This is a genomic window from Mesorhizobium sp. L2C084A000, assembly GCF_000502875.1.
Taxonomy (GTDB): Bacteria; Pseudomonadota; Alphaproteobacteria; order Rhizobiales; family Rhizobiaceae; genus Mesorhizobium.
In genome coordinates this window covers 19,296-37,067 of sequence record NZ_AYWX01000007.1, presented here as the reverse complement: position 1 = coordinate 37,067, position 17,772 = coordinate 19,296, and the positions used below count along the sequence as shown (strand labels likewise).

General features: G+C 63.5%; 16 protein-coding genes and 1 tRNA gene. 9 read left to right on the top strand and 8 right to left on the bottom strand.

Annotated elements, in window-relative coordinates; all coding sequences use genetic code 11:
- Positions 1–84: 84 nt before the first annotated feature.
- From X735_RS01000000165895 to X735_RS149960, 4 genes are all read left to right on the top strand, one after another.
- Positions 85–816 (top strand): GntR family transcriptional regulator, encoded by a 732-nt coding sequence (locus X735_RS01000000165895; protein ID WP_245273224.1) that lies wholly within the window; start codon positions 85–87, stop codon positions 814–816.
- A complete protein-coding gene (locus tag X735_RS149950) occupies positions 786–1,031 on the top strand; it encodes an L-rhamnose mutarotase (RefSeq protein WP_023811530.1) in 246 nt (81 codons plus the stop codon). Before X735_RS01000000165895 ends, X735_RS149950 begins: the two co-directional genes overlap by 31 nt.
- A 235-nt stretch (positions 1,032–1,266) precedes the next feature.
- Positions 1,267–2,778 (top strand): altronate dehydratase family protein, encoded by a 1,512-nt coding sequence (locus tag X735_RS149955; protein ID WP_023811529.1) that lies wholly within the window; start codon positions 1,267–1,269, stop codon positions 2,776–2,778.
- 68 nt (positions 2,779–2,846) lie between these two features.
- Positions 2,847–3,593: an SDR family NAD(P)-dependent oxidoreductase gene (locus X735_RS149960; protein ID WP_023811528.1), complete on the top strand. Its 747-nt coding sequence runs from the start codon at positions 2,847–2,849 to the stop codon at positions 3,591–3,593.
- A gap of 14 nt (positions 3,594–3,607) precedes the next feature.
- On the opposite strand, the gene X735_RS149965 is transcribed toward X735_RS149960, so the two are convergent.
- From X735_RS149965 to X735_RS149990, 6 genes are all read right to left on the bottom strand, one after another.
- The gene (locus X735_RS149965) at positions 3,608–4,513 is read right to left on the bottom strand and encodes a dihydrodipicolinate synthase family protein (protein WP_023811527.1); all 906 of its coding nucleotides are present in this window, start codon (positions 4,511–4,513) and stop codon (positions 3,608–3,610) included.
- A gap of 11 nt (positions 4,514–4,524) precedes the next feature.
- Positions 4,525–6,237 (bottom strand): L-arabinonate dehydratase, encoded by a 1,713-nt coding sequence (araD, locus tag X735_RS149970; RefSeq protein ID WP_023811526.1) that lies wholly within the window; start codon positions 6,235–6,237, stop codon positions 4,525–4,527.
- Positions 6,238–6,251: 14 nt separating this feature from the next.
- Positions 6,252–7,031, bottom strand: a complete 780-nt coding sequence (locus X735_RS149975) for an SDR family oxidoreductase (RefSeq protein WP_023811525.1) — start codon at positions 7,029–7,031, stop codon at positions 6,252–6,254.
- A 15-nt stretch (positions 7,032–7,046) separates the two neighbouring features.
- A complete protein-coding gene (gene araH, locus X735_RS149980; protein ID WP_023811524.1) occupies positions 7,047–7,997 on the bottom strand; it encodes an L-arabinose ABC transporter permease AraH in 951 nt (316 codons plus the stop codon).
- Between the two features lie 10 nt (positions 7,998–8,007).
- Positions 8,008–9,519 carry an L-arabinose ABC transporter ATP-binding protein AraG gene (gene araG / locus X735_RS149985; RefSeq protein WP_023811523.1) on the bottom strand — a complete coding sequence of 504 codons (1,512 nt, stop codon included), beginning with the start codon at positions 9,517–9,519 and terminating at the stop codon, positions 8,008–8,010.
- Between the two features lie 70 nt (positions 9,520–9,589).
- Positions 9,590–10,579, bottom strand: coding sequence for an arabinose ABC transporter substrate-binding protein (locus tag X735_RS149990; RefSeq protein ID WP_023811522.1), 990 nt, complete (start codon positions 10,577–10,579; stop codon positions 9,590–9,592).
- A 257-nt stretch (positions 10,580–10,836) separates the two neighbouring features.
- Between X735_RS149990 and X735_RS149995 the strand changes: the two genes are divergently transcribed.
- Together X735_RS149995 and dgoD are read left to right on the top strand one after the other, a co-directional pair.
- Complete coding sequence (locus tag X735_RS149995) at positions 10,837–11,526, top strand: FadR/GntR family transcriptional regulator (protein WP_245273229.1); 690 nt, start codon at positions 10,837–10,839, stop codon at positions 11,524–11,526.
- A gap of 8 nt (positions 11,527–11,534) precedes the next feature.
- Complete coding sequence (dgoD, locus tag X735_RS150000; protein WP_023811520.1) at positions 11,535–12,683, top strand: galactonate dehydratase; 1,149 nt, start codon at positions 11,535–11,537, stop codon at positions 12,681–12,683.
- Positions 12,684–12,875: 192 nt separating this feature from the next.
- Here dgoD and X735_RS150005 read toward each other — a convergent pair.
- Both X735_RS150005 and X735_RS150010 read right to left on the bottom strand, forming a co-directional pair.
- Positions 12,876–12,951: transfer RNA gene (locus X735_RS150005), tRNA-Ala, on the bottom strand.
- Positions 12,952–13,123: 172 nt separating this feature from the next.
- Positions 13,124–13,513 (bottom strand): TIGR02300 family protein, encoded by a 390-nt coding sequence (locus X735_RS150010; RefSeq protein WP_023811519.1) that lies wholly within the window; start codon positions 13,511–13,513, stop codon positions 13,124–13,126.
- A gap of 206 nt (positions 13,514–13,719) precedes the next feature.
- Here X735_RS150010 and aroA point away from each other — a divergent pair, with 206 nt between their 5' ends.
- The 3 genes from aroA (at position 13,720) to rpsA (ending at position 17,741) form a co-directional block, all read left to right on the top strand.
- Entirely contained in the window at positions 13,720–15,078 is a 1,359-nt protein-coding gene (gene aroA, locus X735_RS150015; RefSeq protein ID WP_023811518.1) for a 3-phosphoshikimate 1-carboxyvinyltransferase, read from the top strand.
- A 105-nt stretch (positions 15,079–15,183) separates the two neighbouring features.
- Positions 15,184–15,834: a (d)CMP kinase gene (gene cmk / locus X735_RS150020; RefSeq protein ID WP_023811517.1), complete on the top strand. Its 651-nt coding sequence runs from the start codon at positions 15,184–15,186 to the stop codon at positions 15,832–15,834.
- Positions 15,835–16,043: 209 nt separating this feature from the next.
- Positions 16,044–17,741: a 30S ribosomal protein S1 gene (gene rpsA, locus X735_RS150025; protein WP_023811516.1), complete on the top strand. Its 1,698-nt coding sequence runs from the start codon at positions 16,044–16,046 to the stop codon at positions 17,739–17,741.
- The last annotated feature ends 31 nt before the right edge of the window (positions 17,742–17,772 follow it).

The window sequence follows — 17,772 nt, the reverse complement described above, 5'->3', positions numbered from 1 at the left end:
CACCCGACGCTTCCATTGGATGCGTGCCAATTGACATTCTAGTATTATCTGGCCATTTCTGGTGAACGAAGACACGGATTTGCAATGGACCTGGATCCTTCGACGCTCAATCGGGCTCTTCCGCTCCGCGATCAGATCTACCACAAGATCCGCAACCTGATCGTCGTCGGGCAGCTGAAGCCGGGGGAGGTGATCAACGAGGTCGCCATCGCGGAGGCCCTGGGGGTGTCTCGCACCCCCGTTCGCGAAGCGGTCAAGCGCATCAGCGACGAGGGCCTGGTCAAAATCCTGGCACAGACCGGCACCTATGTCGCTCCGATCAGCCGGGCCGACCTGGAAGAAGCCTATGTCATCCGGCGGGCCCTGGAGATGGAAAGCGCCCGACGCGCGGCCGCCAAGTTCACAGCGGCAGCCAGCGAATTGCTGGAAGACAACATGGCGGCGCACCGGCTTGCCATATCGCGCGGCAGATATGCCACCGCGATACAGCTCGACGATGTCTTCCACCGCACCATAGCCGAGATCTGCGGCCTGCCGATGATCTGGAGAGCCGTCGACATCTCGAAGGCACAGATGGACCGCGGACGCTATCTCGCCATCCCAAGACCGGGTTATGGCGAACAGACGATCGAGCAGCACGAGGCCATTTTCGACGCGCTATGCGGAAAGCGTCTGGTCACCGACATGGGNGGCAAGGGCCATGGAACATCATCTCGAGACGTCGTTCCGCAACACGCTCGAAGTCGCCGCCGACCTTCTCGACTGAAGCCTCGCGAGCAACCGGCATGCAAAGAATGGGGCTTTGTATCGGCGTGAAAGCCGAGGCGATCGCGGACTACAAGCGCGTCCACGCCGCCGTCTGGCCCGAGGTGCTGGACGTCATCAGTCGCGCCGACATCCGCAACTATTCGATCTTCCTGCGCGAACCGGAGAACGGTGGGAGTTGTGCGACCCCATGCAGACGCCGCTGCCGACGCGCGCCGACGGGCGAATGGCGGGCGGCCATGGAAGAGGTCTTCCATCTCGACTGACCGTGTCCCGGCCGTGCGGCGGTCCGTTCTTTCATCCAGCCGTTTGCCGCCCTCAAACTGCGCCGCAAGGCGCACTCATTGCACGCCACTCACCTAACCGATCCGCCGCAACGCCCTGCAGTCCAGGCCTTTCGCAACCGCACCTTGACCACTGACATTCTGTTATATTAGTATTCCAAATCACTTTTGCCTCTCGGCGCTCCTTGTCGGGGGGAGCTTTTTCAGAGTTTGGGTCATGGCACGGTTCATCAAGCTGTCGGATATCGACAACATTCTTCTGGCGGTCGATCCGTTGAAAATCGGCGACAAAGCCGGGGACGTGGCGGCCAGGGCACGCATACCGCGCGGGCACAAAATGGCCTTCCGCGACATCGGCTCGGACGAGCCGATCGTGAAATACGGCCAGACCATTGGTTTTGCGCGGGGATCCATCGTCGCCGGCGACTGGGTTCACGAGCACAATGTGTATCTGCGCAATTTCGAACGCGACTACGTCTTCGGCACCAATACCAGGCAAACCGAGGTCGTTGCCGAGGCCGAGCGCGCTACTTTCATGGGTTACCGCCGGCCGAGCGGCAAGGTGGGCACGCGCAACTTCATTGCCGTCCTGACCTCGGTGAACTGCTCTGCCAGCGTCGCCCGGTTCATCGCCGACGAAGTCAACCGGTCCGGCATCCTGCGCGACTATCCCAATGTCGATGGCGTCATTGCGCTCGTCCACGGCACCGGCTGCGGCATCGACACCAAAGGCCCCGCTTACGACCTGCTGAAGCGCACGCAATGGGGCTTTGCCACGAACCCCAATGTCGGCGGCGTGCTGATGGTCGGGCTCGGCTGCGAAGCGTTCCAGATCCCACGCTGGATGCAATCCTACAACATCGAGGAGAGCACGACCTTCCGCACAATGACCATCCAGGAAACCGGCGGCACGCGAAAGACGGTCGAAGCCGGCGTCAAGGCGATCGTCGACATGCTGCCTACGGTGAACGCTGCCGAAAGGACGCCGCAGCCGGCCTCCGAACTGGTGCTTGCGCTGCAATGCGGCGGCTCGGACGGCTATTCCGGCATCAGCGCCAATCCGGCACTTGGCGCGGCGGTGGACCTGCTTGTCGCGCAAGGCGGCACGGCCGTGCTTTCGGAGACGCCGGAGATCTATGGCGCCGAACATCTCCTCACCTTGCGCGCCGAGAGCCGCGCAGTGGGTGAAAAGCTGATCGAACGCATCCGCTGGTGGGAGGATTATACCGCCAGGCACGACATGGAGATGAACAACAACCCCTCGCCCGGCAACAAGCTGGGCGGGCTGACGACCATCCTGGAGAAATCGCTCGGCGCCTCCGCCAAGGGCGGCACCACCAATCTGCGCGCGGTGCTGGAATATGCCGAGCCGATCAACGAGCGCGGCCTCGTCTTCATGGACACGCCCGGCTACGACCCGGTCTCGGCCACCGGGCAGGTCGCCGGCGGCGCCAACATATTGTGCTTCACCACCGGCCGCGGTTCGGCCTTCGGATGCAAGCCGACGCCCTCGATCAAGCTTGCCTCCAACACCTTTATCTTCGAGCAGATGCGCGAGGACATGGACATCAATTGCGGGGATGTACTGGACGGCGTCTCGCTGGCCGAGAAGGGCCGGGAAATCTTCGCCGAGATCCTGCGCGTGGCATCCGGCGGGCGCACCAGGTCGGAAGCGCTCGGCTATGGCGACAACGAGTTCGTGCCGTGGAGCCTTGGCGCGACCATGTAGCGATATCGCCCGCCTGCACAGGCCGGCGGGCGCCCACGAAAAATCTCAAACGGAAAGAACCGCTCGACATGAACAGCATCGATCTTGACGGCCAGCACGCTGTCGTCACCGGCGGCGCCCAGGGCCTCGGCTTCGCGATGGCCAGACGCTTCGTTGCCTCCGGCGCGACGGTCAGCTTGTGGGACCTCGATGAGGCACGTCTCGAGACCGCACGAGAAGAACTCGGCAGCGCCGCTTCGACAGAATTGGTGGATGTCGCCGACTGGGCGTCGGTGGATGCCGCGCGCGCCAGGACCGAAGAGCGCGCCGGCAAGATTTCCATTCTGGTCAATTCCGCCGGGATCGCGGGCCCGGCCGCCCCGCTCGACGTCTACGACATCGAGACGTGGAAGAAGGTCATCGACGTCAATGTGAACGGCACGTTCTACGTCAACCGGGCGGTGGTTCCGGGAATGAAGGAGCGCAATTACGGGCGCATCGTCAACATCGCCTCGGTCGCCGGCAAGGAGGGCAACCCCAACGCATCAGCCTATTCGGCCTCGAAGGCGGCGGTCATTGGCCTGACCAAGTCGCTCGGCAAGGAACTGGCGCAGTACGACATCGCGGTGAACTGCATCTCGCCAGCCACGGCGCAGACGCGCATTCTCGAACAGCTGACGCCGGAGCATATCGAATATATGCGCTCGCGCATTCCGCGCGGCCGCCTGCTGGAGGTCGACGAGGCCGCCGCCATGGTCGCCTGGCTCGTCTCCAAGGAGAACAGTTTTACAACCGCCTCCACGTTCGACCTGTCGGGTGGGCGGACGACCTATTGAAAGGCAGTTGCCGTTCAGCCAGGCAACCGACCGAGATCAACCGCAAAGCGCTCCACCATCGCGAGGCCAGGCTCGCTGGGCCGCATCGCCGGAGCCCGGTCGTGTATCGGGATGCCTGCGCGGGCGCCGAACAGCCGCTTGCCATAGCAGATCAAGTTTTCGATGCCTTGCATGACGAAGACCGCTGCCGGCAACATTCTTGCATATTCAGCCTCGGCCGTGGCTTCGCCTCCGGCGCGGAACGCATGATAGGCGCGCACGGCATAGTCGGCGCAATCCGGCGCCAGGATCATGCCGCGGCAACCGATGCGGAAATTGTCGATCAGTTCCAGGCCGCCACGCCCGTTGAAAACCGGTATCCGGCCATCGGTACGCTCGATCAGCCCGGCGATGTCGGTAACCGGACCCTCGCCCTTGATCAGCCTTACGTTGGGATACAGCGTGACGAGGTCGCGGATTTCGTCTGATGAAAGGCCGCGCCCGAAAAACGCCGGCGCGTTCTGGATCGCCACCGGCAGATCGGTCGCCTCGGCAACGCGGCCGAAGAAGCTGATGTATTCCGGCGTACCATAGGATCCGACGGGCGGCGGCTGCAGGATCACCCAATCCGCTCCGACGCTTTCGGCGTGCCGAACCTGCGCCACCTGCTCAGCCACAGAAGAACCGAAGATGGTGAAGGCGAGCGGCACTTTTCCGGCGGTGTCTTCGGCTGTCCAGTCCATGATCGTCCGGCGCTCGGCGTCGGTCAGCTTGGCGACTTCCGTCGCCAGGCCGAGCGCCGCCATGCCGTGCACGCCGCTCGCCAGGCAAATCTCGACCTGCCTGCGCATCGCTGCGCGGTCGAGTTTTTCGTCGCTGTCGAACAGCGCGTAGAGAATGGCGTGAATGCCGTGGAAATCGTCAGGCTGGAAATTGGGCATGCAGGTCAGCCTCAATGGCTTTCGCGAGGGATAGCATGGCCACGGCATCCGACGAGAAAGTCGAGATCGGCGCCGCGATCCGCCTGCAGAACATGGTCGACATAAAGTCCCTGATAGCCGCCGCGCATCGCCGGCTCCGGCGGAGCCCAGGATGTCCGCCGCCGCGCCAGTTCCTGTTCCGACACGTCGAGATGCAGCTTTCTTGCTTCGACATCGAGTTCGATGAAGTCGCCGCTCCTGACCAGCGCCAGCGGACCGCCGACGGCGGCTTCCGGTGCAGCGTGCAGAACGACGGTGCCGAAGGCGGTACCGGACATGCGGGCGTCGGAGATGCGTATCATGTCGCGGACGCCTTGCTTCAGCAGCTTCCGAGGCAGAGCCATGTTGCCGACCTCGGCCATCCCCGGATAGCCCTTGGGGCCGCAATTCTTCAGCACCATGACCGAGCTCTCGTCGATATCGAGCGCGGGATCGTCGACGCGCGCCTTGTAGTCGTCGATGTCCTCGAACACGACGGCGCGGCCGCGATGCTTCATCAATCCTGGCAACGCGGCTGAAGGTTTGATGATGGCGCCGTCCGGCGCCAGATTGCCGCGCAGCACCGCGATGCCGCCCTGGGCGGTAAGCGCCTTGTCGCGCGGGCGGATAACCTCGGGATTGTAGTTTTGGGCATCGGCAATGTTGTCGCGCACGGTCTTGCCGGTGACCGTCAGCGCGTCGAGATCAAGCCGACTGGCGATCTCTTTCATGACGGCCGGAATGCCGCCGGCGTAGCAGAAATCCTCCATCAGGAAGCGGCCGGACGGCATCAGGTCGAGGATGGTCGGCACATCGCGGCCATATCGATCCCAATCGTCCAGCGTCAGCTCGGTGCCGACACGGCCGGCAATCGCCAGCAGATGCACGACCGCATTGGTCGAGCCGCCGATGGCACTATTGACACGGATTGCGTTGGCGAAGGCCGCCTTCGTGAGGATGGCCGACGGGCGCAGATTCTCATCGACCATCTCGACGATGCGCCGCCCGGTCATGCGGGCGATGCGGCTGCGGCGCGCGTCGACCGCCGGATAGGCGGCGTTGCCGGGCAGCGCCAGGCCGAGCGCCTCGACCATCGAGGCCATGGTCGAGGCCGTGCCCATGGTCATGCAGTGGCCGGGGGAGCGCGACATGGCGCTCTCGGCATTGGCGAAATCCTGCTCGCTCATCACGCCGGCGGGGACATCCTCGGAGAATCTCCACACATCGGTGCCGGAACCGATCTCCCGTCCCTGAAAGCGGCCATTGAGCATCGGTCCGCCGGAAATGACGATCGACGGCAGATTGCAAGAGGCCGCGCCCATGACCAGCGACGGCGTGGTCTTGTCGCAGCCTGCCATCAGCACGACGCCGTCCATCGGGTTGCCGCGGATCGCCTCCTCGACATCCATTGAGGCGAGGTTGCGAAACAGCATCGCCGTCGGCCGCAGATTGGACTCGCCGCAAGAGAAGACCGGGAATTCGAGCGGCAGGCCGCCAGCTTCCAGGACGCCGGCCTTGATGTGCTCGATCAGGCCACGGAAATGCACGTGGCAAGGCGTGAATTCGGAGAAGGTGTTGCAGATGCCGATCACCGGGCGGCCGTCGAAAGCATCGTCGGGCAGGCCGTTGTTCTTCATCCAGCTGCGGTGGATGAAGGCATCCTTGCCCAGCCCGCCGAACCAATGCTGCGATCGTCTCTTGGTCATGGTCTTTCCGGCGTTCAGGCGGGATGCTGCAGCTGGCTCAGCCCGCCATCGACGACGAGCGTCGCCGCGTTCATGAACGGGCACTCGTCGGAAATCATGAACACCGCGGCAAGCGCGATCTCGTGCGCCGTGGCGATGCGGCCGCCGGGATGCAGCGCCATGGTGTTGGCGCGTGCTGCGGCCGGATCGGCAAAGCTGTTCCAGTAGTCGATCGCCTTCTGCGTCTCGACATAGCCCGGCGCCAGCGCGTTCACGCGCACGCCTTGCGCCGCATATTCGAGCGCCAGCGATTTGGTCAGGCCGAGCAGAGCGTGCTTGGCGACGGGATAGGGGAAGGTGTGCGGAATGATGGTGAAGCTGTGCGTCGAGGCGATGTTGAGGATGGCGCCGCCGCCGCTTGTAATCATGCCCGGCAGCACAGCCTTGCTGCAATTCCAGGCGCCCTTGACGTTGAGGTCGAAATTGCGGTTCCACTCTTCCTCGGTCGCCTTGAGCGGCGTCGAGAACACATTGACCCCGGCATTGTTGATCAGCGCGTTGATGTGGCCGATTTCGTCGGTCGCTTGGCCGACGGCAGTGGCAATCGCGGCTCCGTCGCTGATGTCGGCTGCCGCATGCCCGACATGGCCGTGCGGCGCGGCAAGGCCGGCGACGGCCTTGTCCAGCAGTGCGCCGTCGCGGTCGACGAGGAACAGTCTTGCACCTTCGGCAAGGCAGGCCTCGGCGATGGCCAGCCCGATGCCTTGCGCGGCGCCGGTCAGGAAGATGCGTTTGCCGGAAAGGCGCTCAGCCATTTTTGTCCCTCCAGCTTAGCGCCGGCCCAGTGCCGACGAGCGCAGATTGTCGAGCAGCACGGCCAGCAGCAGGATCACGCCACGTACGATGTACTGGTAGAAGGCCGGGATGTTGAGCAGGTTCATGGCGTTTTCGGCGATGCCCATGATCAGCACGCCGACGATGACGCCCGACATGGTGGCGCGGCCGCCGGCAAGCGAAACACCGCCGAGCACGCAGGCCGAGATGACCGAGAGTTCGAGCCCGACCGCCGCGTTGGGCTGGCCGGAGGTGATGCGCGACGCCAGCAGGATGCCGGCGATGCCGCAGACGACGCCCTGCAGCGCAAAAATCCAGATGCGCGTCCGGTCGACATTGACGCCGGCAAGACGCGAGGCCTCCGGATTGCCGCCGATGGCCAGCGTGTTCTTGCCGAAGACGGTGCGGTTGAGGACGAAGCCGAAGATGCAAAACAGGATAGCGAGCACCCAGACCGGCGTCGGTATGCCGAGCAGTTTCGAGAGCGCCAGCTGATAGAAATCCGAGCTGTTGATGCCGACGGCACGGCCGTCGGACGCGATCAGCGCAAAGCCGCGCACGATCTGCATGGTGGCCAGCGTCGTGATCAGCGCGTTGATGCGGAATTTGGCGATGACGACGCCGTTGATGAAGCCGACGAAAGCGCCGCAGGCGATTGCCGCCAGCAGGCCAAGCAGGATCGAGCCGGTGTAATTCGACGCCATCACAGCGACCATGCCGGCAAAGGCGACGATCGAACCGACCGACAGGTCGAAGTCGCGCGCGGCGAGGCAGAACATCATGGTGCAGGCGACGATGCCGACGGTGACCACCGACTGCAGCAGGCCGAGCATGTTGCGGTCCGTAAGGAAGTTCGGCACCAGAGCCGACACCAGCGCGAAGGCGACGACGAAGATGACGACGAGGCCCTGTTCGCCGAGCAGGATTTTTTTCAACTGGTCGGTCATGCCAAAGTCCTCAGGATGCGATCGCGTCGGGAGTTTTCTGATCGGGGAGAGCGGCGGCCAGGATCGCCCTTTCGGCGAACTGGTCGCGGGTGAGTTCAGCGCTGACGCGGCCACCGCACATCACCAGAATACGGTCGCAGATGCCCATCACTTCCGGCAGTTCGGACGAGACCACGACGATCGCCATGCCGTCCTGCGCAAGCTGGTAGAGCAATTCGTAGATTTCCGATTTGGCCCCTACGTCGATACCGCGCGTCGGTTCGTCGACAATGAGAACCCGCACCCCTTGTTCGGACAGCCAGCGGCCAAGGATGACCTTCTGCTGGTTGCCGCCGGAGAGATTGATGATGTCCTGCTTGCGCGACGGCGTGCGCACCTTGAGCTTCTTGATGAAGGTTTCGGCGGTGGCGATCTCGCTGGCGCGGTTGAGCACGCCGAAGCGCGTGTGATGGCGCCGCGACGAGATGTTGATGTTCTCCTCGACCGAGCGGCCCTGGATGATGCCGTCATGCTTGCGATCCTCCGAGCACAGCACGATGCCGGCCCGGATCGTGCCACGCGGATCGGCGGCACGGACCAGCTTGCCGTCGACGGTGATGCTGCCGCCCGAGCGCGGATCGGCGCCACAGACCAGCCGCATCAGTTCCGAGCGCCCGGCGCCGATCAGGCCGAAGAAGCCGACGATCTCGCCTGCCCTCGCCTCGAAACTGGCCGGCGTCTTCAGTTTGGGGCCGCTGAGAGCGTCGACCTTCAGGCGGACATCGCCCGTTTTTCGTGCGCGAAAACCCCAGATATCCGAAATCTCGCGGCCGACCATCTCGGCGACGACCTGGTCGCGGGTGACGCCTTTCAGCGACGCATGGTGCGCCGCGAGCTTGCCGTCGCGCAGCACGGTCAGGCTGTCGCAGAGCCGGAACACTTCGTCGAGCCTGTGCGAGACATAGATGATGACCTTGCCTTCGCCGCGCAGGCGGTCGATCAGGGCAAACAGGATTTCGCTTTCGCGCGAGGAAAGCGACGAGGTCGGTTCGTCCAGCGCGATAACGCGTGCGTCGAGCATGACCGCCTTGGCGATCTCGACCATCTGGCGTTCGCCGATCGACAGCGTCTTGACCTTGCGGCGCATGTCGATGTCGATACCGGCCGATTTCAGCTTGGCGCCGACGTCGTCCAGCATCCGGCGGCCGGCGATGATGCCGGCGTTGGCGGGGAAACGACCGAGGCTGAGGTTTTCGGCAACGGTGAGTTCAGGAACGAGTTGCAGTTCCTGATGAATGACAATGACGCCATTGTCGAAGGCATCCCGGGTCGAGGTATAGGCCTGAACCCTACCGTCAATGCGGATCTCGCCCTGATCGGCATGCTGGTCACCGGACAGTATCTTGATCAGGGTGGATTTGCCGGCGCCGTTCTCGCCCATCAAACCATGCACGGCGCCTTTGTCGACACCGAACGAGACGTCCGACAGCGCCTTGACGCCCGGATAGGTCTTGGTGATGTGCGAGAAGTCGAGAAAGGACACGGGCAGCGATCCTCTTATGGAATGGCAAACAGGCGGCGGGATGAGCCGCCGCCTGTTTGTACAGGGAGGATTATTCGATGCCGAGACCCTGGCGGACCTTCTGGTAGTCGTCGCGCTTGGCGAGTGCACCCGAGGTCAGGATCAGCTTCTCCGGCTCCTTGTTGTTGGCAACCCAGTCATACATGTTGAGCGCCGTCTCGTAGCCATGACGCTTCGGCGAGATGATCACGGTGCCGACGAAGCCGGTGGCCGTCGGCTTCTTAAACTCGTTGATCGCCGAATCCGCGCCGCCAATGCCAACACCGATCATGCCGTCCGCCGGAATGCCAACGCTTTCGGCTGCACGCACGGCGCCGAGCACCGCTTCGTCGTTGAGGCCGAAGGAAACCCACTTCTTGATGTCGGCATGGGCGTTGAGCACGACCGTCGCCGCATTGAGGGCAGCTTCCGTGTCGGTCTTGGCCTGCGGGGCGTCAAAAATGTTCTCGGCCTTGAAGCCGTTTGCCTTCAGCACCGAGATGGCACCTTCGACGCGATCGACCGCCGTCGGCAGCTGGTCGTAGGAGACGCGGATGGCGCCAACCTCGTCGGCTTTCCAGCCGCGCGCCTTCATTTCGTCGACGATCGCCTGGCCGACGGCTTCGCCGATCTTGGTGGCCGAAATGCCCATATGCGGGACGTCTTCCAGCGCCTTGCCGTCGGCGCCGACCAGACGGTCGTCGACAGTCATCAGCTTGAGATTGTTGGCGGCGGCCTTGGCGACGATGCCGGGGCCAAGCTTCACGTCCGGTGTGCAGACGATGAAGCCCTGGGCGCCCTGGGCGCCGAGATTGTCGATCGCCGACATCAGCTTCTCACCGTCCTCGGCGCCGATCTTGACCAGGGTAAAGCCCTTCTCCTTGGCGGCCTGGTCAGCGAACTTCCATTCGTCCTGGAACCACGGCTCCTCGGGCTGCTTGACGATGAAACCGATCTTGGTGTCCTGAGCATATGCAGCGATGGTCGTGACGGACAGCACGGCAAGCGCGCCCGCGACGAGCGCGGTCTTTAGAAGTCGCATGATTACCTCCCAGCGATAGACCGGGCGCTCAGCCCGGATGCCGGAGTGTCTAATCGTTTTTATCATACTCGTCAATTGATCTGGTATGATAATTAATGTACATGCTCTGACCAGCAATCGCTGGCGCAATCAGTCCGCATCCGTTAATGGCGGATCGGTTGTGCGAAACCAGCGGTTCGCCGCCTTGGAGGAGGGCTGAGGTGACCGGGACTTTGAAGAAACCGCAAGGCGACACAGCCACTCGCCGCCCGCGCGTCATGCCCGATGTGACCAAGGCAATGGCCTCAGACATCTTTTCCGGGCGCTACCCGGCCGGATCCTCCTTGCCGACCGAAAACGAACTCGGCGTCGAATATGGTGTCAGCCGCACTGTCATCCGCGAGGCCCTGAAAGTGTTGGCGGCAAAGGGGCTGGTGCTGTCGCGGCCGCGCGTCGGCACGATCGTCTGCAACGAGGACGACTGGAACATCATCGACCCACAGGTGCTGGCCTGGCACGCGCCGCATGCACTGGACGACAAGCTGTTCGACGCCATCCTCGAAACGCGCCGCGCCATCGAGCCGCTGGTCGCCGAACTGGCGGCCACGCGCGCAACGCTGCAGGAAATAGCCGATCTCGAAGCGGCATGGCGCGGCATGGCCGGCGCCGGCGAGGATCTCGCCGCCTTCTCGCGCAGCGACATCGCCTTCCACCAGATCGTCTATACAGCGAGCCACAACCCGATCTTTCGCCAGATCGGCAATCTGATCGACACCGGGCTGAAATTCTCGCTGGAGGCGACGGCGGTGATTTCGCTCGACCGGCGCATGGAGGCCGTGGCGGCGCACCGCGAGGTGGTCGAGGCGCTGCGCATGCGCGACGCGGAGGCGGCGCGCGGGGCGGCAAATCGAATCCTCGACCTTGCGGCGCGCGACCTCGTCAGCGCCAAGAAACTCAAGAGCAACTGAGACGGCGCATGAAAATCATCTCGCTCACCACCTACATCGTTCCGCCGCGCTGGCTGTTCCTGAAGATCGAAACCGATGCCGGCGTCACCGGCTGGGGTGAGCCGGTCGTCGAAGGCCGGGCGCTGACCGTCGAGGCAGCGGTCAAGGAGCTTGGTGATTACCTGATCGGCAAGGATCCCCGCCTGATTGAAGACCACTGGACGGTAATGCACCGCGGCGGCTTCTATCGTGGCGGGCCGATCCTGATGAGCGCCATTGCGGGCATCGACCAGGCACTGTGGGACATCAAGGGCAAGGCGCTCGGCGTGCCGGTGCATGAACTGCTCGGCGGCAAGCTGCGCGACACGATCAAGGTCTATTCCTGGATCGGCGGCGACCGGCCGGCGGAGGTCGCGGCCGGTGCCAAGGAAATGGTGGCGCGCGGCTTCCTGGCGCTCAAGATGAACGGCACGGAAGAACTGCAGATCGTCGACAGCCATGACAAGATCGACGCGGCTATCGAACGCGTCGCCATGGTGCGCGAGGCGGTCGGGCCCAACATCGGCATCGCCGTCGATTTCCATGGCCGCGTGCACCGGCCGATGGCGCGCGCCCTGGTCAAGGAGCTCGAGCCCTACAGGCTGATGTTCATCGAGGAGCCGGTGCTCAGCGAAAACCGCGAGGCGCTGAAGGAGATCGCCGCGCTTGGCTCGACGCCGATTGCGCTCGGCGAGCGGCTCTACAGCCGCTGGGACTTCAAATCCGTGTTCGAGGAAGGTGTCGTCGACATCATCCAGCCCGATTTGTCGCATGCCGGCGGCATCACCGAATGCCGCAAGATCGCGGCGATGGCGGAAGCCTATGACGTCGCGGTGGCGCCGCACTGCCCGCTCGGGCCGATCGCGCTTGCCGCATGCCTGCAGCTCGACGCGGTCAGCTACAACTGCTTCATCCAGGAGCAGAGCCTCGGCATCCACTACAACGCCTCCAACGACCTGCTCGACTATGCCGCCAACAAGGATGTCTTCCGCTACGAGGATGGCTATGTCGCCATCCCCGACGGCCCGGGCCTGGGTGTCGAGATCGACGAGGACTATGTCAAGGAGCGCGCTAGGGAAGGCCACCGCTGGCGCAACCCGATCTGGCGCCACAAGGACGGCTCCTTCGCCGAGTGGTGATCGGGCTGGCTTTCAGTCTCTAAGCGCTCCATGAACAGTGAAGACTTTGTCCGGCGAACAGTTGCTCTCGAGAAATGGCTGGTTCGTTCCGTTTGATGGGGGCGCTTTCAGCGGCGTTGCCTGAACTGACCATCAAACGCAGATGACCGCAGTACGGCACATTCATCGGCTGCGAATTGCAGAGGGACTGTTTGGTGGAGCCAATCGGGATCGAACCGACGACCTCTTGAATGCCATTCAAGCGCTCTCCCAACTGAGCTATGGCCCCACTTCCGGCAGTCAACCGGCGCCGTTTCCGGCGAAGAGATCCGGCGCGGGTTGGAGACCGCGCCGTTAGTGCAGGCGGCTTCTAACCCCGCCTTTCGTCAATATCAAGCCTTCAAGAGCCGCTTTTTCTTCGCAGGCTACGAAAGCCTGCAAACGCCCGCTTTCAAGGCCGATCAGACCTCGTCGTCGTCGTCGCCGACGCCGATCATGTCGGCAACGTCGTCATCTTCTTCCTCTTCGTCGGCGAGGAAGGTGTCATCCTCGTCGTCGCCGAGGTCGACGTCATCCTCGTCGTCGCCGAGATCCGGCAGGTCGTCGCCCTTGGCGTCCTCGTCGGCCTCTTCAAGCGAGACGACCTCAACGCCCTCTTCTTCCTCGGCGTCCACTTCCTTCTCGGCCACTTCCTCTTCCTCCTCGAGAGCGGCAATCTTGCCTTCCTCGAAATAGGAACGCGGATAGGTCTTGCCGGTGTAGGGCGAGACGATCGGGTCCTTGTTCAGGTCGTAGAATTTTCGGCCCGTCTCCGGGTCGATACGTTTTGTGCCAAGTTCGGTTTTTGCCACGGCAAGCCTCGTCAATAAAAGAGTGGTCCCCTTAACCACAGTTTGCAGCGCTGTCAAAGCGAAAAGCCGGCGTCACAAAACCATACGTTGAAAGGCGTCGCGTCAGTGACGACCATGGGGGATGACCATTTCGGCCCGCCGTGATACGAGACCGCCGCAACAAATGAAAAGCGCCGGCCCGCCGGCATTCCGTCCAGGGAAATTCCATGTCTCACGCCGCCGCGCCCAAGCCGGCCACCGCCCGCCAATCCCCAGCCCTTTCTGGTATCGCGCGCGTGCCGGGCGACAAGTCGATCTCGCACCGCTCCTTCATGTTCGGCGGCCTCGCCTCGGGCGAGACCCGCATCACCGGCCTGCTCGAAGGCGAGGACGTGATGCGCACAGGTGCTGCCATGAAGGCTATGGGCGCACATATCGAGAAGAACGGCGACGAGTGGGTGATCCGCGGCACAGGCAATGGCGCACTGCTGCAGCCGGAAGGCCCGCTCGATTTCGGCAATGCCGGCACCGGCTCGCGGCTCACCATGGGCCTTGTCGGCACTTATGACATGGAGACGACCTTCATCGGCGACGCCTCGCTGTCGGGCCGGCCGATGGGCCGCGTGCTGGAACCCTTGCGCCAGATGGGCGTGCAGGTGCTGAAGGCGACACCGGGTGACCGCATGCCGATCACGCTGCATGGGCCAAAGCATGCCGCGCCGATCACCTATCGTGTGCCGATGGCCTCGGCGCAGGTCAAGTCGGCGGTGCTGCTTGCCGGGCTGAACACGCCGGGCATCACCACCGTCATCGAGCCCGTCATGACGCGCGACCACACCGAAAAGATGCTCAGAGGATTCGGCGCGAACCTGTCGGTCGAAACCGACGAGCGCGGCGTGCGCCACATCTTCATCGAAGGACAGGGCAGACTGACCGGCCAGACCATCGCCGTGCCGGGCGACCCGTCCTCGGCCGGCTTCCCGCTGGTGGCCGCGCTGATCGTGCCGGGTTCCGACATCACAATCGAGAACGTGCTGATGAACCCGACCCGCACCGGCCTGCTTTTGACGCTCCAGGAAATGGGCGGCAAGATCGACATTTTGAACCCGCGCAACGCCGGTGGCGAGGACGTCGCCGATTTGCGCGTGCGCTACTCCGAGTTGAAGGGCGTCACCGTGCCGCCCGAGCGGGCGCCGTCGATGATCGACGAGTATCCGGTGCTGGCGGTCGCGGCGAGCTTCGCCGAGGGCGAGACGCTGATGCAGGGGCTGGAGGAGCTGCGCGTCAAGGAATCCGACCGGCTGTCGGCCGTCGCCAACGGGCTGAAGCTCAACGGCGTCGATTGCACCGAGGGCGAGGCCTCGCTCGCCGTGCGCGGAAAACCGGGCGGCAAGGGGCTGGGTGGCCATCCGAACGGCCAGGACACGACCGTGCAGACCCATCTCGACCACCGCATCGCCATGAGTTTCTTGGTCATGGGGCTGGCGACGGAAAAGCCGGTGACGATCGATGACGCCGCGATGATTGCGACGAGCTTTCCGGAGTTCATGGGGCTGATGACGGGGCTGGGCGCGGAGATCGGCTAGTCGATGGCTTGGGACCAGACTGCAACGCTGGCAGGACAGAGGGGGGTGTGAAGAATCTCGGCGCCCGTCTTCTTCATCGCACCTGTCAATCGCGGCGGCCCGCCAATGACTCACACCTTCACCATCGCCATCGACGGCCCCGCAGGCGCCGGAAAAGGCACGCTGGCCCGGCGGCTCGCCGACCACTACCGGCTGAACCTGCTCGACACCGGTCTCACCTATCGCGCCGTCGCCTATGCGCTCATCCAGCACGCGCTGCCGCTCGACAATGTCTCGGCCGCCGAAACCGCGGCCCGCCAGGTCGATCTGGCGAAGCTCGACCGGGCGGTCTTGTCAACGCATGCCGTCGGCGAGGCTGCCTCCAAGGTCGCGGTGTATCCGACGGTGCGGCGCATCCTCGTCGAAAAGCAGCGCGACTTCGCCAAGACGCCGCCGGGCGCGGTGCTCGACGGGCGCGACATCGGCACCGTTGTCTGCCCCGACGCCGACATCAAACTCTATGTGACAGCGAGCGCCGAGGTGCGGGCACAGCGCCGGCTGTCGGAGATCGAGAGCATCGGCGGGACCGCCGATTTCACCGAAATCCTCGCCGATATCGTGCGCCGCGACGAACGCGACATGAGTCGAGCGGACTCACCGTTGAAGCCGGCGGCCGACGCGCACTTGCTTGATACCAGCGAAATGGCTATAGAAGCCGCGTTTCTTGCAGCCATGGCGATCATAGACGACGTGCTGGCCAAAAGAGACAACGCCTAATCCGGGTTTTCCCTCGTATTTCCGTTGTCGGAGGCGAAGAAAATACCCATATCGGGCACGAACCAGCCTGCCAGCATTCTTCATGCGCCGGAATTGCCGTTTAAAGAGCGGCCCAGGGTTTTTGTAGCCCGGAACGCCGGTAGGCCAAACGCAACGCTAACCCACGGCGCCCGTCCCGCTTTTAGATGCGGGGCACTCCAGGAGAAACAATGTCAGCTGCAAATCCCACTCGCGACGATTTCGCGAGCCTGCTCGAAGAATCTTTTACCGCCGGCCATTCCGGCGAAGGTCAGGTCGTCAAGGGCATCATCACCGCCATTGAAAAAGACATGGCTATCATCGACGTCGGCCTCAAGGTCGAAGGCCGCGTGCCGCTGAAGGAATTCGGCGTCAAGGGCAAGGACACCACCCTCAAGGTTGGTGACACCGTCGAAGTCTATGTCGAGCGCATCGAAAACGCGCTTGGCGAAGCGATGCTTTCACGTGAAAAGGCCCGCCGCGAAGAGAGCTGGGTCCGCCTGGAAGAGAAGTTCACCAAGGGTGAGCGCGTCGAAGGCGTCATCTTCAACCAGGTCAAGGGCGGCTTCACCGTCGACCTCGACGGCGCCGTGGCCTTCCTGCCGCGCAGCCAGGTCGATATCCGCCCGATCCGCGACGTCTCCCCGCTGATGCACAACCCGCAGCCGTTCGAGATCCTCAAGATGGATCGCCGCCGCGGCAACATCGTGGTGTCGCGCCGTACCGTGCTTGAGGAGAGCCGCGCCGAACAGCGTTCGGAAATCGTGCAGAACCTCGAAGAAGGCCAGGTTGTCGAAGGCGTCGTCAAGAACATCACCGATTATGGTGCGTTCGTCGACCTCGGCGGCATCGACGGCCTGCTGCATGTCACCGACATGGCATGGCGCCGCGTCAACCATCCGACCGAAATCCTCAACATCGGTCAGACGGTCAAGGTGCAGATCATCCGCATCAACCAGGAAACCCACCGCATCTCGCTCGGCATGAAGCAGCTCGAGAGCGATCCGTGGTCCGAGATCGGCACCAAGTTCCCGATCGGCAAGAAGATCAAGGGTACCGTCACCAACATCACCGACTACGGCGCGTTCGTCGAACTGGAGCCGGGCATCGAGGGTCTCATCCACGTTTCGGAAATGTCGTGGACGAAGAAGAACGTGCATCCCGGCAAGATCCTGTCGACGACCCAGGAAGTCGACGTGGTGGTGCTCGAGGTCGATCCGGCCAAGCGCCGCATCTCGCTCGGCCTCAAGCAGACGCTCGAGAATCCGTGGCAGGCTTTCGCCTCGAGCCATCCGGTCGGCAGCCAGGTCGAGGGCGAGGTCAAGAACAAGACCGAGTTCGGCCTGTTCATCGGCCTCGAAGGCGACGTGGACGGCATGGTGCACCTTTCCGACCTCGACTGGACCCGTCCGGGCGAGCAGGTCATCGAAGAGTACAATCGCGGCGACATGGTCAAGGCGCAGGTGCTCGATGTCGACATCGACAAGGAGCGCATCTCGCTCGGCATCAAGCAGCTGGCCAAGGATACGGTCGGCGAAGCGGCGACTTCAGGCGAACTGCGCAAGAACGCGGTCGTCACCTGTGAAGTCATCGGCGTCAAGGATGGCGGTCTGGAAGTGCGGCTGGTCGACAGCGGCATCGAAACCTTCATCAAGCGCTCCGATCTGAGCCGTGACCGCGACGAGCAGCGCCCCGAGCGCTTCACCGTCGGCCAGAAGGTCGACGCGCGCGTCATCGCCTTCGACAAGAAGACCCGCAAGCTGCAGGTCTCGATCAAGGCGCTGGAAATCGCCGAAGAGAAGGAAGCGGTCGCTCAGTACGGCTCGACCGACTCCGGCGCTTCGCTGGGCGACATCCTGGGTGCCGCGCTGAAGAAGCAGGGCAGCTAAGCCCTTCGCACCGCGAAGCCCTTCGAAGCGA

What these genes read in the sequence shown, in the direction of transcription:
- X735_RS149950 (WP_023811530.1), top strand. Translation starts at nt 786, where the DNA reads ATGCAAAGAATGGGGCTTTGTATCGGCGTGAAAGCCGAGGCGATCGCG.
- X735_RS149955 (WP_023811529.1), top strand. Translation starts at nt 1,267, where the DNA reads ATGGCACGGTTCATCAAGCTGTCGGATATCGACAACATTCTTCTGGCG.
- X735_RS149960 (WP_023811528.1), top strand. Translation starts at nt 2,847, where the DNA reads ATGAACAGCATCGATCTTGACGGCCAGCACGCTGTCGTCACCGGCGGC.
- X735_RS149965 (WP_023811527.1), bottom strand. Translation starts at nt 4,513, where the DNA reads ATGCCCAATTTCCAGCCTGACGATTTCCACGGCATTCACGCCATTCTC.
- araD (WP_023811526.1), bottom strand. Translation starts at nt 6,237, where the DNA reads ATGACCAAGAGACGATCGCAGCATTGGTTCGGCGGGCTGGGCAAGGAT.
- X735_RS149975 (WP_023811525.1), bottom strand. Translation starts at nt 7,031, where the DNA reads ATGGCTGAGCGCCTTTCCGGCAAACGCATCTTCCTGACCGGCGCCGCG.
- araH (WP_023811524.1), bottom strand. Translation starts at nt 7,997, where the DNA reads ATGACCGACCAGTTGAAAAAAATCCTGCTCGGCGAACAGGGCCTCGTC.
- X735_RS149990 (WP_023811522.1), bottom strand. Translation starts at nt 10,579, where the DNA reads ATGCGACTTCTAAAGACCGCGCTCGTCGCGGGCGCGCTTGCCGTGCTG.
- X735_RS149995 (WP_245273229.1), top strand. Translation starts at nt 10,837, where the DNA reads ATGCCCGATGTGACCAAGGCAATGGCCTCAGACATCTTTTCCGGGCGC.
- dgoD (WP_023811520.1), top strand. Translation starts at nt 11,535, where the DNA reads ATGAAAATCATCTCGCTCACCACCTACATCGTTCCGCCGCGCTGGCTG.
- aroA (WP_023811518.1), top strand. Translation starts at nt 13,720, where the DNA reads ATGTCTCACGCCGCCGCGCCCAAGCCGGCCACCGCCCGCCAATCCCCA.
- cmk (WP_023811517.1), top strand. Translation starts at nt 15,184, where the DNA reads ATGACTCACACCTTCACCATCGCCATCGACGGCCCCGCAGGCGCCGGA.
- rpsA (WP_023811516.1), top strand. Translation starts at nt 16,044, where the DNA reads ATGTCAGCTGCAAATCCCACTCGCGACGATTTCGCGAGCCTGCTCGAA.